Source organism: Methylosinus sp. Sm6, from assembly GCF_019802345.1.
GTDB lineage: Bacteria > Pseudomonadota > Alphaproteobacteria > Rhizobiales > Beijerinckiaceae > Methylosinus.
In genome coordinates, this window is sequence record NZ_JAINDZ010000001.1 from 348473 (window position 1) to 366391 (window position 17919).

General features: G+C 66.9%; 4 protein-coding genes. 3 read left to right on the top strand and 1 reads right to left on the bottom strand.

The window, feature by feature from the left end; translation table 11 throughout:
• The first annotated feature begins 16 nt into the window (after positions 1-16).
• The gene (locus K3F48_RS01735; RefSeq protein ID WP_222573671.1) at positions 17-12292 is read left to right on the top strand and encodes a filamentous haemagglutinin family protein; all 12276 of its coding nucleotides are present in this window, start codon (positions 17-19) and stop codon (positions 12290-12292) included.
• 284 nt (positions 12293-12576) lie between these two features.
• Here K3F48_RS01735 and K3F48_RS01740 read toward each other — a convergent pair whose 3' ends face one another.
• Entirely contained in the window at positions 12577-14457 is a 1881-nt protein-coding gene (locus K3F48_RS01740) for a substrate-binding domain-containing protein (protein ID WP_222573672.1), read from the bottom strand.
• Between the two features lie 212 nt (positions 14458-14669).
• On the opposite strand from K3F48_RS01740, the gene K3F48_RS01745 reads away from it, so the two are divergent.
• Together K3F48_RS01745 and K3F48_RS01750 are read left to right on the top strand one after the other, a co-directional pair.
• Complete coding sequence (locus K3F48_RS01745; protein WP_222573673.1) at positions 14670-16871, top strand: tetratricopeptide repeat protein; 2202 nt, start codon at positions 14670-14672, stop codon at positions 16869-16871.
• Positions 16855-17913 carry a tetratricopeptide repeat protein gene (locus tag K3F48_RS01750; protein ID WP_222573674.1) on the top strand — a complete coding sequence of 353 codons (1059 nt, stop codon included), beginning with the start codon at positions 16855-16857 and terminating at the stop codon, positions 17911-17913. The genes K3F48_RS01745 and K3F48_RS01750 overlap by 17 nt, the downstream gene beginning before the upstream one ends.
• The last annotated feature ends 6 nt before the right edge of the window (positions 17914-17919 follow it).

Consider the following 17919-nt stretch of genomic DNA (forward strand, 5'->3'; position numbering starts at 1 on the left):
CACGGATGGGTCGGTCATGACATTGCGCGCGCGCGCCCACTCCCGCCGGTCGGTCGCTCCGTCGGCGGGCTTCGTCGCCTCCTTTTCCCGCAAGCGGCTGCTGGCGGGCGCCAGCGCGCTCGTTCTGGCCGCCTTCGTCACGCAAGGTTTCGAGGGCGCCGCGGCGCGGCCGTTGGGCGGCGCGAGCGTTCCGGCGCCGGCCGTCGCAGCGGTGGACGGGGCGAACGCCGCAGCGCAGCAGGCCGCCACGATCGCGCGCCAAAGCGAGAGCTCGTTGACGCGCGCGACGCAGGCGATCCAGGCGATGCAGGCCGCGCAGGCGGCGGCGCGCGCCGCGGCGGGCGCTGCGGTCCAACCGCAGATCGCGGATGGCCTCAGCCTCGGGGGCGGAGGCAGGCTGCCGGGGCTCGTCGTCGATCCGCGCGTCGGCTCCGATCCAAATCTCTGGATCAACGCCGATCTGCCCAAGCAGAGCGTCGGCGACGGCAAGACCGAGGTCACCATCAAGCAGAACGCCGCGCAGGCGGTGATGACCTGGCTCTACTACAATGTCTCGCCCAATACGTCCGTCGTCTACGACCAGCAGGGCCATGAGAATTGGGTGGCGCTCAACCGCATCGACGCGACCGGCGCGCCGAGCCGCATCCTCGGCCAAATCAAAGCCGACGGCACAGTGCTGCTGATCAATCCCAACGGAATCATCTTCGGCGCCGGCTCGCAGGTCAATGTGCATTCGCTGATCGCCTCCTCGCTCGACATCGACGGGACGGCGGCGGCGAGCGTGTTCAACGGAAACGCCGCCTACAATAAGATGACCTTCGAGATCGCCGGGCTCGGAGCGGTGACGGCCTTTGCGCCGCCCAACGAAGCGGCGGCAAATCGCAATTTCGTCGGAACCGGGTCGGGGCAGGGATTATTCCCCATTGCGACCAAGCTCGGCGTGACGGTCGGCAATTCGACGCGCTTCTCGATGGGGACGATGGACGGCGTCGCGGCGTCGCAGGCTCCGGGCGGCGGCGCGATCGTCGTCGAGCGCGGCGCATCGCTCACGACCTCGGTCAATGAGACCGACGATGGCGGCTATGTCGCGCTGCTCGGGCCGCGGGTCGCCAATTCCGGCAGCATCAAGACGCAGAACGGGCAGGTCATCCTCGCGGCGCAGGGCTCGGCGCTGCTCAGCGAGCCGCAGGCGACGGCGACGGGCGTGCACACCTCGATCGTCGTCGACCAGGATTTTTCTGGAGGCGAAAATCCGTCGAATTCGACCTTCACGTCGCTTACGCTCGGCGGGGCGGGGCTCGCGACGAATGACGGATTGCTGTTCGCTCCGAATGGCGCGGTCACCATCTCCAGCGACCGCATCGAGCAGAAGGGCGTTGTCGCGGCGACGACCAGCGTGGCGCGTCCCGGCTCGATCACCTTCTCCGCGTCGGGCGACGTGATCTTCGGCGGCGACAGCGTGACCACTATTCTGCCGGACGAAGGCAGCGGAACGACTCCGGCCGGAACAGCCACTCCCGACTATTTTGCCGACAGCCTGCAGCCCCGCATCGAGATCAGCGGCGCCGGCGTCGATTTTCAATCGGGCTCGCTGCTGCGGGCTCCGAGCGCGGCGGTGGTGATTCGCGGCTTCTCCTCTCCGGTGCTGCTCGAATCCGGCGCGACCATCGACGTCTCCGGCCTCGCGGATGTGCAGGTTCCGGTCTCCAAATTTCTCGTCACTTTCGTCGTCACGCCGAATGAGGTCGCCGATTCCCCGCTCGCCGCGGCGCTCATCGGCCAGACGGTGACCATCGACACGCGCCTCTCCGGCACGCGCGCCGACGGCGTGAGCTGGGTCGGGTCGCCGGTCGTCGACGCGTCCGGCTACGCCGGCCTCATTCCCAAGACGATCGAGGAGCTTCTGACGGTCGGCGGGTCGCTGAACATATCCGGCAAGACCTTCATTCAGCAGCGCGGCTCCGTCGTCGATCTCTCGGGCGGCTATGTCACCTATACCGGAGGCGCGATCAACACGACGCGCCTCATCGGCGCCGACGGCCGCTTTTACGACATCGGCTCCGCCGATCCGGGCATGCGTTATGTCGGCTCCGCGGCGGCGGGCGGCTTCACCGTGAATCATTCACGTTGGGGCGTCAGCGAAACCTACGTCAATTCGCTGCTCAATCGCGCGCATTACGAAGAAACCTATATCGCCGGGGCGAGCGCGGGCTCGCTGTCGACCACGGCGATTCCGATTTTGGACGGAACCATCATCGCGCGCACGGTCGCGGGCCTGCGTCAGCGCGCCAACGCGGTCGGCGGCGGCGCGACGCGGCAGACCTCGCTCGAGCAATTGCCGGCAGGCGCCTCGCTGACCATCACCCGCGGCGGCAATTATCTGCTCGAGACGAGCGAGCAGGCCGGCGACGATCCTTATGGGCTCGCCGATTATGCTTATGGGGCGGATTATTCCACGCCGACGACGGTGGCGCTGCTCACGGACCGGCTCTCGGCGACCGGCTTCGGCTCCATCGAGATCAATCCCGCCGGGGACGTCCAGCCGGTCGTGAACATGGCCGAGGGCGCGACGCTGACCGTTGCGGCGGGCGGCGCGGTCGATCTCGCCGGCGTGCAGAGGATCGACGGCGTCATCAGAGCGGCGGGCGGAAGCATCACCCTCACCGGCAGCTACGCCAGCGCCGACGCCGTCTCCGCTCCGCCGCCGCTGGTGCTCGGCTCGCATGCCGAGCTGAATGTGCGGGGCCTCTGGGTCAATGACCAGGGCGCGGTCGGCGATGCGCTGCAGGGCGCCGCCTTCGTGAACGGCGGCTCGGTCAGCATCAATACGGTCGCGGCGAGCTATCGGCTCGTGCAGAACGACGACAGCCACATATTGGACGCGACGCAGAGCATCATCCTCTCGTCCGGCAGCGTCATCGACGTGTCGAGCGGCGGCTATGTCCGCGCCGACGGCCAGTTGAAGCTCGGCGCGGATGGACTGCCCGTCGGCCGCGGCGGCAATCTCTCGCTGCGAACCTATGTCGGCGACTGGGTCGCGCTCAATCCCAACGCCAACGTCTATAACGAGCATCCGAGCGGCGGCAATCAGCCGAATGCGGCGACGGTCGTGCTCGGCGGAACGATCCGTTCCGAAGGGCTCGGCGCCGGCGGAAAATTCACGCTGCAGGCGCCGACCGTCACGATCGACGGCGCCGCGAATGCGATCGCCTCCTATACGTCGGGCGAGCGCTCGGGCGAGGTCGTGCTGCCCGCGCGCTTTTTCGCCGCGAACGGCTTTTCCGATTATGCGCTGACCAGCGTCTATGGAAGCTCGACGGTGACGGCGGGAACCCATGTGCTCCTGCAGCAGACGAGCTATCTGCCGACGGACGCGCTGACGGCGTTGCCGACCGGCGCCGATTTGCGTGATGTGGCGCGGATCGGCCTCGCGCCGGACGGATTGCGCAATCCGGTGAGCTTCGCGCTCGGCCATGTCGCTTACGTCTATGGCGAGACGGGGCCGAGCACGACGGCGGGCGTGCTGCTCGATTCCGGCGCGCGCATCGTCGCGGAAGCGAGCGCGAAGGCGCAGGCGTCGGTCCGGCTCGAATCTCTCGGCGGCTCGGTCACTGTGCTCGGCGCGATCACGGTGCCCGGCGGCGAGATCGAATTGCGCGCCGAGCGCACCAATGTCAGCGGATCGAGTCGCCTGACCGTCACCGTCGGCGCCGAGGCGTCGCTCGATGTGAGCGGCGTCTTTGTCCGAGATCCGACGCAAATCGCCTATCGCACCGGAGTCGCGCTCGACGGCGGATCGATCGATCTGTTCGCCGAACGCGCGATCGATGTGCAGCGCGGCGCGCGGCTGCTGCTCGAGGGAACGTCGGCCAGCGTCGAAATCCCCTCGGGCGCGGCGCTGTCGGGGGAGCGTCTCGTCGCGCAGCCGATCTGGAGCGACGGCGGCGTGCTGACGCTCGACGGGCCGGGCGCCTTCGCCGGAACCGTGAGCGCGCGCGGCGGCGCGCCGCTGGCGAACAATGGCTCGCTGGTCGTGACGGATCCGACGGTTATCGAGCAGGCCGGCGTCGTTGGAGTTTCCACCAGTCGATACGCGACCGCGGACAGTCTGGTCATCGGCGTCGACACGCTCAATAGCAGCGGCTTCGACTCCCTTTCATTGCCCGACGTCTCCTTCGTCGGGTCCATGTCGGTCGCCCTGCGCGGATCGCTGATCCTCGGCGGAATGCTGACCGCGCGACCGGGGAGCGACGGATCGCCGGCGATGGTCGCGCTCGACGCCGGCTATGTCTGGCTGCGGCAGTCCGATATCGATCCATCGCCGGCGCGGACGGGCGACGGCGTTCTCCAGGTTTCGGCGCAATGGATCGATATCGGCACGCCGGACACGCATGTGCGCGACGAAGGCTCGCAGGTCACCTTCCGGAATTTCGGTTCGGTCACGCTCGAGAGCGCCGATGCGATCCGCCTCATCGGCTCCAATGTCTCGTCCACGCGCACGGGCAATCGCTTCGTCGGCTCGCTCGCGGTGGCCGGCGATCTGACGCTGAAGGCGGCGGAGATTTATCCGACGAGCGGGACCAGCTTCACGCTGCGGGCGACCGGCAAGATCACCGTCGAGCAGAACGGCGTGGCGAGCGCGCCTCTGTCGGCCGGGGGCTCGATCATACTCGACGCGCGTGAGATCGTGCAGAACGGGACGCTCTGGGCGCCCTTCGGACAGGTCGTTCTCGGCAACAAGACCACGACGGCGAGCGTGACCCTCGGCGCGGGCAGCCTGACCTCGGTGTCGGGCGCTGGAACGGTCGTTCCTTACGGCTATACGGTCGACGGCGAGAGATGGTTCGTCGGCGACACGACGTCCGACGGAAAGGATTACGAAGGTTTCCGCCTCACCTCGAGCCCGGCGCGCGCGATCACGCTCAATGGCGCGGAAGTCGACACGCTCCAAGGCGCGCGGCTCGATCTTTCGGGCGGCGGCGACATCTACGCCAGCGAGTTCGTGGCGGGCGTCGGCGGCAGCCAGAATGTGCTCGCCGGCCCGAATGTCTATGCGCTCGTTCCGACCTCTTCGGCTCGGGTCGCGCCCTATGATCCGACCTTTGCCTCGTCGGCGACCGGCGCGCCGTTCGATTCGAGCCTGCTGAATGCGACAGCGGGCCAGGCGATCTACATCTCCGGCGGCAATGGCGTGCCGGCGGGCTATTACACGCTGATGCCGGGCATGTATGCGACGCTGCCCGGCGCCTATCGCGTCACGGTCGCTTCCGCTTCGACCGCCAGCGCCGCGTCCTGGAGCCTGACGTCGATGGACGGCTCCATCTATGTGACGGGCCAGTTCGCCAATCTCATCACCGGCGCGCGATCGTCGCAGAACATGGTGTTCCAGCTGCAGGCGCAGTCGACCTGGTCGCGCTATTCGCAGATCGACATCACCTCGGGCGCGCGCTACATTCGCGAACTCGCCCTGACCGCCGGAACGGCCATTCCCGCTCTGCCGCTCGACGGCGGCGCGCTGACCTTCGCCGCGCGCGATCGTCTGTCGATCGGCGGCTCCTTCGATTTCAGCGCTGGCGAGAGCCCGCTCGAGACGGGCCTGACAGGCGTCGGCGGACAGCTGGCGATCAGCGCCGCGAAGATCCTCGTGCTGGCTTCGGACAAGACCCCGGCGCCGGGCCAAACCGGCTATCTCACCGTCGACGCCGATCAGATCAGCCGGGTCGGCGCGACGACGGTGCTGATCGGCGGCTCCTCGAGCGTCGACTCTTCCGGCGATCTCGCCGTGACCGGCGTCGCGACCGATGTCGAGATCGCGACGGACGCTTCGCACAGATTGACCGCTCCCGAGCTCGTCGTCGTCACGCGGGCGGGCGGCGGCGGCATCGTCGTCGACGAGGGCGCCGCCATAGGGGCCATCGGAACGGCCGGGAGCGGCGGCGACCGCGACATCGTCGTCGACGGCGACGGCTCGCTGCTGCGCGTCTCCGCCGGCGCCATGGTTTCGGTCACGCGCAGCGGCGCGACGGCGCAGAACGGCGGCATTCTCATCAGCGAGAATGTCTCGATCGCCGCTGTTGCGCTCACGATCGATTCGAGCGGCTCCAATCGGCTCGGCGCGAATGTCGCGCTCACGGCGAAGGCCTTCGACCTCTCCGCCAAGATTGTCGATTTCGGCGGCGACGGCGCGTCGGGCGGCCTCGTTCTGAGCGACGCCATCATCGCCAATTTCGCCGGCGCGGATTCTGTGCGTCTGCGCAGCGCCTCGGCCATTAATTTCCATGACGCGGACGGTTTATCGATCGGCGACGCCGCGCATCCGATCGGCGCGCTGATCCTGGACGGCGGCGGAGTTTATGGCGAGGGCGGCGAGACCCGCGTCTTCGCCGCCAACATCGTGCTGACCAACACCCGTGGCGCCTCGACGACCGCCAACGGCCTCACGGGACGCGATGGTCGTCTGAGGCTCGACGCGACGCAGACGATCACGCGCGACGCCGGCTCCATGACGGCGAACGGCTTTGGCCGGATCGATCTCGTGGCGGGCGAGGAGATTCGCTTCTCCGGCTCGGGCTCGCTGACCGCGCGCAACGGCTCCGGCGACGCGGATGTCGTCCTGTCGGCGCGCAATGTGATCGCGATGGCCGGCAGCGCCCAGTCGCTGAAAACGAGCGGCGCGCTGACGATCGTTTCCACAGGCGCGGCGACAGCGGTCACGCCCACCGAGATCGGCGGCAGCCTGTCCCTGACCGCGGCGAGCATCCTGAGCTCCGGCGCGCTGACGGCGCTGGGCGGAACCTTGGCGCTGACGGCGACCGAGGGCGATGTCACGCTCGCGGCAGGCGCGCTCGTGAACGCATCCGGCACGCGCGTCGCGATCGGCGGCGTCACCCAGGACACGCCCGGCGGAACGGTGCGGATCGCGTCGCAAAAGGGCGATGTGACGATCGAGGACGGGGCGAAAGTGACGGTCGCGGCGTCCGGCAGAGGATATGCGGGCGGCGTCTATATCGCGACAGGCGCGGAGGGCGTCACCACATTGCACGGGGCCTTCGACGCCTCGGCCGCCTACAAGGATTCGGGCGGGACCTTCGTGCTGAGCACAGGGAGCATCGTCGGCGACTTGCCCTGGAACGGCTTCACGCGCCGCTTCGAGACCGTTGTCGGTCACGGCGATCTCGTCGTGCCGACGGGTCAAACATTGAATTCGACCGAGGTGCGGCTCGTCGCCAATCGCGGCAGCGTCATCGTCGACGGAACCATCGACGCGAGCGGACCGACCGGCGGCGTGATCGGGCTCTATGGCGCAGGCGAGACGAATGCGCGCGGCGTCACGACCGGCGGCGTCGCCATCAATGCGGGCGCAAAGCTTCTCGCCCGTTATGCGGCGCCGGAGGCCGACGATCCCGGCTACGCCAATGGCGAGGCCGAGCTCAACCGCAATGGCGGCAGCATCACGCTCGGCGTGACCGGCTATTGGGACGGCGTCAGGCTCAACGCCGACGGCAGCGAGCGGGTGACGCGCGAGGGGTCCGGCAAGATCGTGGTCGCTTCGGGCGCGACGATCGATGTGAGCGCAGGAGCGGGCGGGACCGGCGGAACAGTGTCCTTGCGCGCGCCGGTGGTCACCGACGCCGATGGTCGCCGCGACGTGAATGTCAGCTTCTACGAGAACGCTTCCGACAGCGTCATCGGCGCGAGCGCTGTGACGCTGAACGCCTTCGCCGTGTGGAGCACGACCGATCCGACCACGAGGGGCGCCGGTCGGCACTTCGACGGCGTCATCGATCCCGCCGGCTGGTTCCGCTCGAATGGTACGCGGGTCGCCGGAACGACGGACCCCGTGACCGGCATTTTCACGCCGAGCGGGTCCGTCAACGCCAATCACGTGACCTTCTACCAGCAGACGCTGCTCGGCTTCGTCAATGATCCGTTCGGCGGCGCGCAGGCGACGGTCGAGGGGCATTTCGGCGAGAATGTGCGGAGCGCTCTGCATCTGCGGCCGGAAATCGATCTCTACAATCCGAGCGCCAGCGTCAATGGCGGCAATATCACGGTCGCCAGCAATTGGAATTTCGGCGCGGGCTCGATCGACAAGTCCGGCGCGTTCAATCTGCTCTATCGCACCACCAATGGCGGCGAGCCCGGGACGCTGGTGCTGCGCGCCGCCAATAATATCGACGTCAAAGCCACGATCACCGACGGCTTCTATGTGCGCTACGACGTCGGCGGCGCCGGCGCGACCGATGCGGCGACGCTCTACAACAACGAAATCAACTCGGGTCTCTATCAGACCTATCTCACCATGTTCTCGAATGGCGCGCTGCGCTATTCGGCGCAAGGCCTCAACGATCTCGTGAGCGCGCTCGGCTCCTCCTGGGGGGATTTCGGCCTCACCGGCCCCGCGAACTCCTCGCCGGCGAGCGCCGACTTCTTCGACCTGTCGCAGAGCGTGTTCAATTCGCTGCAGTTCAGTCTACGCGCGCCGACCGTGGTCGCCGGCTCGGCCGAGGTCGTCGATCAGTACAATCAATATTACGCGCAATATCTAGAGATGTTCCGCGCCTATGAGACCGAGCTCACCGGGCTCGACCTGCATGGCATAGACGTCAACGCCGCCAACACCGGCGTTTCCGTCACCGGCGGCAACATCGTCTCCTACGCCGATTATTCCGCCATTCTTTCCGCCGTGGTCGGCAGCGTCGCCATCGATCCGTCGACGCTCGTCGTTCCGACGGCCCCGACGACTTCTTCGGCATATTATGATATCCGCCACGGATTGGGCGCCATCCAGTTCGCCGAGAACGGCTCCGCGACGACCTCCGCCTCCGATTATGCGACGCGCTGGGCGGCGTATTTCTACAGCACGATCAATCTCAACATCTTCAATATGACGCAGACGATCACATTGAGCCAAGTCGTCTCCGATCTCACTCTCTCCAGCGCGGCCGGCGCCGACGCGGCGTTCGGAGCCCTCGCGGCCGTCGCCGTCACGCCGCCCTTCGCGCCGCCGGCCTATACGACGCTGCAGCCGGGCTATGTGTCGTCCGAGACGATCAATCCGCCGCATCCGGCGGACCTCATCGCCAATAATCCGGCGATCTACAGCGTCGGCAATGTCGCCGTGTCCAACACGACGTCGGCCGCGAGCCTGATGCCCGTGAGCCTCGGCAACAGCTTCTCCTATGATCTCGTCGCCGGGGCGAGCTTCCTGACCAGCAACAAGGCTTCGGTCGATCCCAATGCGGTCGTCTCGCGCAAGTCGGCGGTCGATGCGACGGCGCCGAAGGCCAGCATCGTGATCAGCGGCCACACGAGCTATGATTTCACCTACGTCGACACAGAGACGCATACGACGACGATCCATATTCCGACGATGCTGCGGACGGGGACGGGCTCGATCACGCTCGCCGCCGCAGGCAATGTGGAATTCACCGACGAGGTCGTTCAAGGCGCCGTCTATACGGCGGGCGCCGCGGCGGCGACGCCGTCCGATTACGTCGCGCCGAGCCTGACCAGCAGCTATCTCGCCAATCCAAACGGGCTCGTATCCACCCCCGCCTGGGGCACGGGCGGAGGATCGGTCGATGTGGCGGTGGGAGGCTCGATCATCGGCCTCTCTTCCGCGCGCGCGAGCGAGACATGGGCGGACTGGCTCATTCACTATGGCGCCTCGGATGGCGACGGCACGCCTTTCTCCGCCTGCGACGGCGGCGCCATCGCCTGCCAGACGGCGACCTTCGTGAATTATGCCGCCTTCTTCCAGCAGTTCGGGGCGCTCGGCGGCGGCGACGTCACGCTGCGGGCCGGCCGCGACATCACCGACATTTCCGCCTCGCTTCCAGAAACGATGATCGTCGCCGGCGGCTTCTCCGCTTCCGATCCCGCGCATGCGATTTATTACGGCGGCGGCAATCTGCTCGTGCAGGCCGGCGGCGACCTGAACTCCGGCACCTTTCTCGTCGGACGCGGCGTCGGCCGCATAGAGATCGGCGGCTCGGTGCGGCAAACCGCCGACAATCCGATCACGCGCGGGCGCGACGCCGCGACCTATCCGCTGATGCTCGCAGCGCAGAACGGCTTCGTTTCCATTGTCGCCAAGGGCGATATCACGCTCGGGACGATGCTCGATCCGACGACGACGCAGCAGTACGAGCTCGAGCGGATGACGTTCATTCAGAACCTCACGCCGATCGCCTGGCTGCCGGGCTTCGACGGAACGGGCAATGTGCTGTGGGGCAACAGCTTCACCAGCTATGGCGCGCAGGCGGGCCTCTCGCTCCTCAGCGTCGCCGGCAATGTGAATGCGATGACGCTCGCGGTCGACAATAGCCAGCCGGACGGCCCGGGACGCATCGCCTCGTCGTCGCTGCTGCCGCCGAGCCTCTCGGTCACGGCGCTGCAGGGGAATGTCACGATCGGCGAAGGCGGCTCGCGGACGATCCTCGCGTTTCCGACCGACGGCGCCGGCCATGACACGGGGGGCCTCACGCTCGCCGCCGCGGGCTCGATCGTCGTCGACCTGCAGCTCGACACGCCGTCGGCCGCCGTCATTGGAACGGCGGCGCACGATTCCAATTATGTCAATCCGCTCGGCTTGTCGTCCTATTCCATGGCGTCGACGGCCTTGTCGACCAGCGGGCCGGTCGTCGTCGGCGCCGACGTCGATCTCGACGGCGCGCTATCGGTGAACCGGCCCGCGCAAATTAACGTCGGCCGCGACATCGGCTCCGACGTCTTCACCTTCATAGGCCTCAATTTCACTGACGCGGATGTGACGAGCTTCGTCGCCGGCCGCGACATCGGCGGCGCCTATCATCTCTACGGTCCCGGGTCGCTGTTGATCCAGGCGGGCCGCAATGTGCGCAGGCCGTTGAACGCCTCGCCGGAGAACGAGTTCTCGATCTACACGATCGGCAACGGGTCGGGCGGGACGCTCGCCGACGGCGTCATTCCGACGCTGCACAGCTATCTTCCCGACGAAGGCGCGAGCATCTTCGTGCTTTATGGCGTAGCCAGCGGCGTCGACTATGACACGGCGACGAGGCTCTATGTCGATCCCGCGTCGGCGGCGACGAGCGGCGTCGACCTCCTGCGCTTCGTCGCATCGAGCCTCGGCCAGTCGCGGACGGAGGCCTGGACCACTTTCCAGGGACTCTCGGAGACGCGCCGGCATCTGCTGATCGACGAGGCTTTTCTCTCCTATCGCTATGAGCAAGCGGTCCGGCTCTATATCGATCCCGCGTCGGCCGGAACGAATGGCGTCGACTTCCTCGCCCTCATCGCGGCGAGTCTCGGTCAGTCGCGCGAAGAGGCTTGGACGAGCTTCCAGAATTTGTCCGCGACGCGGCAGCGGCTCATGATCGACGAAGCGTTTCTCTCGTTCCTGACCAGCGTCGCGACGGACTATCGCGACTCGTCGAGCCCCTATTATCTCAAATATTCGCGCGCCTATGAAGTGATCGACACGCTGTTCCCGAAGAGCGAGCGCGTCGATCCCGCCGCGGTCGGTCGGCTGGTGACGCCTTATTCGCTCATCGAGACGCAGGCGGGCGGCGACATCAATGTCATCGGCCCCGTCGGCGGCATTCGCGTCGGCTCGGCCGGACGCGACACGCTCACGCCGGACAAGGAAGGCATATTGACGCTGCGCGGCGGCGCGATCCGCATCTACACGGATCAGACGGTGCTGGTGAACCAGAGCCGCATCATGACGCAGCAGGGCGGCAATGTGGAGATCTTCAGCGGCAATGGCGATATCGACGCCGGCTCGGGCCCGAAGACCTATGTCGCCAATCCGGTGCTGAGCGAGGTGTGCAATTATTCGACCGGCTATTGCTCGGTCAATCCGCAGGGTCTCGTCACCGGCGCGGGCATCGGCGCCATCGTCACGCTGCCGTCGCAGGATCCGAGCCTTTCCAACGCCGTTCTGTCGGCGCCGCGCGGCACGGTGGATGCGGGCGCCGCGGGCATTCGCGTGAGCGGCAATCTCGTCATTGTCGCGCAGAGAGTGAGCAATGGCGCCAATATCAGCTTCGGAGGCAATGCATCCGGTTTGCCGGCCAGCTCCTCCTCGGCCAATGTGGGCGCTCTGACCTCGGCTTCGAGCACCGCCGGCGCCGCCGCCAAGGCGGTGGAGACGCCGCGCGCCGGCAATGCGGGCTCGGATGCGCCGTCGATCATCACGGTCGAAGTGCTCGGCTATGGCGGCTCCGAGCACGACGCCGAAAGCGCCGGCGCCGCGGCGCCGCCGAGCAACGGCGGAGCGGATGATCAGAAGCGCCGCCGGCGCTGAGCGCCGCGGGACAAGGGACGCGCGCTCGTTGCCGCCGATCAGGGCGGCGTAGCCGAAAACTCGCAAATGGCGTCGCGCGCTTTGTGCCGCGCGAGCTCGACTTCGTCTTCGCCCGCCTATTCCCGCAGCGCGTCGCGCGTCGAACGCGACATTGATCCCGCAGGCTCCGGCGTATATCGGCGTCGCCGACAGGGCGGCGCGAAACGAACTCCACGGCGCAAAAAAAACCGGGCGCGTCTGACGACGCGCCCGGCCGAAGGTGATCGAAGGCGAAGAGCGAAAGCTTACTTCGCGCCGCCGGTCACGCCCTGGCAGCCGTTGACCTTGCTGAGAGCGTTGTAGGCGGTGATCGACGTGCTGGTCGCGCCCTGCAGATACTCCGCCTTGATGTTCTGGACCCAGCTGCTCGCCAGCGGACGGAAGCCATTGTTGAGAGTGATCTTCCGCGCGCGGGAGTCGTCGTAGAACCACAGCAGGAACGACTTCAGATTGGCGACGCGGGTCGCGGACGAACCCACGGAGCCGGCGCCGTAGCAGCTGTAGAAATACGCATAAGCGGTGCCGACCACCGGATAAGCGCCGCCCGCCTTGGCCAGAGGCAGAATGGAAAGGCCCGAGATATTGACCTTGCTGCCGCTGCCCGGAAGATAGGTGGGGCTCGGGAAGGCCTTGGTGTAAACATTGTAGTCATTGTACGTCCAGCTCGTGGACGGCGTGACGCCAAAGATGGCGAGAGACGCCCAAGCCAGATCGGCGTTGGCCGGAGTCGGAGCGATGAAGTTCTTCGCCACGCCCGAGGCCGACTGACCGGGATGATAGACGCCGGCGGAGCGCAGATAGTCGTTCTGCAGCCGCGCAGCGGCCGGACGCGTCGTCGTGACCGGATTGTAAGGCACGACGAAGTCGTTGCTCAGATAGCCGATGCGGCCGTATTTCGAGATGCTGTTGCCGATCCCCAGCGCAACGGCGTCGCTGCCGGACGCGCCGATCCAGTTGATGTTGCGGCCTTGGGCCTTGACCGCGTCCACGAGCTTCTGGAAGCTGTTGTCGGGCACGATGCCGGCGGTGAAGATGGTCTTGTAGCCGTAGGTGTTGTTCGGATCGAGCAGCGGGCAGACCGTGCGCAGATAATTGCCGAAGATGAAGCTGGTGCCGCTTCCATCCGAACGATAGACGACGGTGATCGGAACGCTCTTGTTGGCGTAGGGCGTGCCGCCGCCGGTGCCCGGAGCCGCCGCGCCGGCATGCCAAGTGTTGGAGGCCGCAAAGCTCTCCGTGCCGGTCGTGCCATTGGACTTGAGATAGGGAATCGTGGCCGTGGAGTTCCAATTGGTCACGAGGCCGGAGAAGATCGCGCAGACCTGGGCGGTGGAGAGCTGGATGCGGTCGCCCGCGCCGGTCGCCGAGACCTGCGACTTGATGGTCCACTTGACCCCGTTGAGGACCCTCGTGCCGGTGGAGCCCATGGAGGGAACATTGACGGCGACGGCGACCGGCGCCTCGAACAGCGGCAGCTGCAGCGGCTTGCCGAACTTCGTCGCGTCATAGGCGACCGTAGAGGTCGTATCGGCGCGCGTCGCGGTGATCGAGGCCGCGGATTGCCAATTGGCCGCGGGAGACACGTTGTAGGAGAAGACGCTGGCCGTGCCCGTCGTGCTCACGAGAGCCGAGGGGAGAGGCGAGTCGCCAGCGCCGAAGTCGACGCTCGGATAGGGATAGGCGTTGAACGGAGCCGGGCCGGCGCTCTCGAGATATTTCGGCGGATCGGCCGGAAGCTGGATCGTCTGCGCAGCCGTGGTGGTGCTGACGCTGCCGCGGAACAGCTGCTTGGGATCATTGGTCACGAAGCCGCGCAGGCCGGCGCTGCTGCCCACGCCGCCATAGAGCAAGAGAATCGGCGAGGTGGTGCAGCTGTTCGGCAGCTTGCCGGGCGTCGGGGTGTTTTCGTTGAAGGAGCTGCTGAACGTGTAGCCGTCGCCGGTGACCGTCTTCTTCAGATAGCAGTCGCCGACCTGACGCATGACGAGAGAGGCGAGCGTGCTGCCGCCGCCGAAGATGCCGGAGTTCGCGGCGTGAGCCGGCTGCGCGGCGATCAGGGCGACGGTCGAAAGCGCCAGAAGCGAGCTTCCGTCGCGCAGACCTTTGCCGACTGAAAAAGCAGACATGAGTTTCTCCCAATGGATCGTCGTCGTAAGGTCGCGCGAAATCGATCGGCCGCCATTGGTTCGCCGCCGTCACGCCCCCTACACCTTCACAGACGGCGCCGCATCGACGATCACGAAAAAAAAATCCCGAATTTTGCAAAAAATATGAGTCGCGGCGAATGGCGCTCCTTTTTATACTTCGTGAGGGTTCGATGCGCAGGAGATCCGATACAATGGCCGCAACGTCAGGCGCGTTGGAGTCGTCGGCGCATGATTGCTCCGACCTCTCGGACGCCCGGCTCGCGCGCGGGCGCAAATATTATGCGCGCGGGGTCGAGCATGCGCGCGCCGATCAGTGGCGGGACGCGCTGCACGCATTCGCGGAGGCGGCCCGCTGCGCGTCGGATCAGCCCGGCTATAATTTCGTGCATGGCGTCGCGCTATGCCGGAACGATCGCTTCGACGAGGCGATCGCCGCCTTCGAGCGCGAGCTCGTCGTGACGCCGGAACATCCTCGGTCCCTCACCGAGATCGGCACGTGTCTCGCGCGCACCGGGCGAACGCGACAAGGCGTTCCATTCCTGCAGCGCGGACTCGCGCTGATGCCCAATCTGCCGCTCGCGCATTATAGTCTCGGCCTGGCGCTGCTCACCGAGAACCGCCGCGCCGAGGCGCTCGCCGCGCTCGACCGTGCGCTGGCGCTCGACGGCGCCTTCGCGGACGCCTATCGCACGCGCGGCCTCGCCCGGGTGATGGAAGGCGAGTATGACAAGGCGGTCGACGATCTGCAGGCCGCCGCCGCGCTGGACAGCAAGAATTATCGGGCGATGCTGGAGCTCGGAGTCGATTTCGGCGCCGCCGCCCGCGACCGGCAGGCGGGACGCCTGTTCGAGATGGCGGCGAAAGTCGCGCCGGACGTGGCGCTGCCGCAATATGTCTTCGGCCAGTTCCTCGTGAACCAGCGCTTCTTCGAGAAAGGCCTGCAATATATCGAGCGCGCCATCGCGCTCGATCCGCGGCAGTCGGAGCATTATGTCGCCAAGGGCTTCGGCCTGCTGGGGCAGGGACGCATCGACGACGCCGTCGCCTCCTATCGACACGCCTGCGAGCTCGCGCCGGACAGCGCCAACGCCGCCGGCACGCTGCTGTTCGCGCTTCAGCACTATCCGAGCGTCACCAAGCGCGATTTGCTCGAGGCGCATGAGAAATGGGCGGCGCTGTATCGGCCGAGCGCCCCGCGCGATCCGCTCGCCTTCGACAATGATCCGGACCCCTCGCGCAGGCCGCGGATCGGCCTCGTGTCCGGCGATCTGCATCGGCATGCCGCCGCCTTCCTCACGCTTCGCGCGTTCGAGCAGCTCGCGGCGTTCGGCTACGAGCTCTACTGCTACAAGACCGACGCGCGGCGCGAGGACGATGATTTCAGCGAACGCTACAAGACCGCGGCGAAGAGCTGGAACGACGTGTCCGGTCTCGACGACGATTCACTCGCCGCGCTGATCGAGGCGCATCGGATCGATGTTCTCTTCGATCTCTCGGGACACACGGCCGGCAATCGCCTCGCCGTGTTCGCGCGCCGCGCCGCGCCGATCCAGCTGAGCTGGGCGGGATATGTCGGCACTGTCGGCCTCGACACTTATGACGGCGTCATCGCCGACGCGGTCGAAATTCCGCCGCAGGACGACGAATTCTATTCGGAGCCGGTCATTCGCCTGCCGGATTGCTATGTGTGCTATCATCCGCCGACGAGCGCGCCGGAGGCGGCGCCGCTTCCCGCGCTAGCGAGCGGCGTCGTCACCTTCGGCTGCTTCAATCGTCCGGCAAAGATCAATCCGGAGGTCGGGCGCGCCTGGGCGCGCATCATCGAGCAGCTTCCCGGCTCGCGCGTTCTCATGGTCTATGGCGGGCTGGACGAGAGCGCCACGCAGGACGCGCTCTATCGCGTGCTCGAGCAAGGCGGCCTCGCGCGCGCGCATGTCGAGCTCGTCGGCCGCACCGAGCAGCGCGACCTTCTCGACTTCTACGCGAACAGAGTCGATCTCGCGCTCGATCCTTTTCCCTATTCCGGCGGCGTCACCACGCTCGAGGCCATGTGGATGGGCGTGCCGACTGTCGCTCTGGTCGGCGAAACTTTCGCGGGTCGTCATGCGGCCTCGCATCTGACCGCCGCCGGCCTCGCGGATTTCTGCGCGCAGTCGATCGACGATTATGTGGCGCTGGCGGTGGATTGGGCAAAGCGCCCGCGCGATCTCGCCGCGCTGCGCGCCGGCCTGCGCGAGAAGGTCGCGGCGTCTCCGCTCAATGATCAGCAGCGCTTCGGGGCGAATTTGTCGAAGGAATTGGAGGCGCTGTGGACGCGATGGTGCGCTCTGCGGCGGGAGCAGGGCAGCGGCCAAAGAGCGCAAGCGCAGAGTTCGGATGAACGACATGACTGACGAGAATGCGCCGGGCGCGCGCCATCCTGATTACATCCGCGCCGTTTTCGATCGCTCGATCGCGATGATCGAGGCAGGCCGGCTGGACAGCGCCGATGTGCTGCTGAAGACATTGAGCGCCGAGCCGAGCGCCGTGGAGGCGGTCGCTTATCTGCGCGGCGTGATCGCGGCGCGTCTCGGCGAGACGGTCGCGGCGCAGCTGTTGTTCAAAACGGCTCTCGAGAGCAATCCGCACAATGCCGACGCGCATGCGCAGCTCGGCGCGCTGCTGCTCGAGGAGCGCCCGGTGTCGGCGGCCGCCGCTTTCGCCGCCGCTCTCGCGCTCGACGCTCGCAACGCCGACTGGCATTGCGGATTTGCCGAAGCGCTGCGGCGGCTCGGCTTCGGCGATTTCGCGAGGGATAGTCTCGACGAAGCGCTGGCGCGCGCGCCCGGTCATCAGCGGGCCGAGCAGGCGGCGGCCCTTTTGGAGCAGGAGGACGCGCGCGAGTTCGAGGCTCTGTCGCCGGAGGACGAGGCGCTGCTCTGCGACGCTCTGTTCTCCGAGGCGACGCGGCGCCTCGGCGCCGGCGAGACGGTGCGGGCGAAGGCGATGTACGAGCGCGTGCTGAAGCGCGCGCCGTCCCATCTCTTCAGTCTCTGCAATCTCGGCGCGCTCGAGCGGGCGCTCGGCCATGAAGAGCAATCGAGATCGCTGCTGGAGCAGGCGGTCGGCCTCGATCCGAATTTCCTTCCCGCGCGTCTCGCGCTCGCGGAAACTCATCTTGCGGCAGGGCGCGCGCAAGAGGCGCGCGCGCAATTTCTGAAGGCGATCGCGCTCGCGCCGCAGGACGCCGCGCCGCATGCCGCTTTTGCGATGGCGCTGCAGAAGCTGGGCGCGCCGCAGGAGGCGATCGAGCATTTTCATCGCGCGATCATGATCGATCAGAATCAGCCCGCCGAATTCTATGCGGCTCTCGGCGCCGCGCTCGAGGCCATGGGGATGCGCGATCGGGCGGAGGTCGCGCTCCAGCACGCCGCTGCGCTGGCGCGGCCGTCGTGAGGTCCG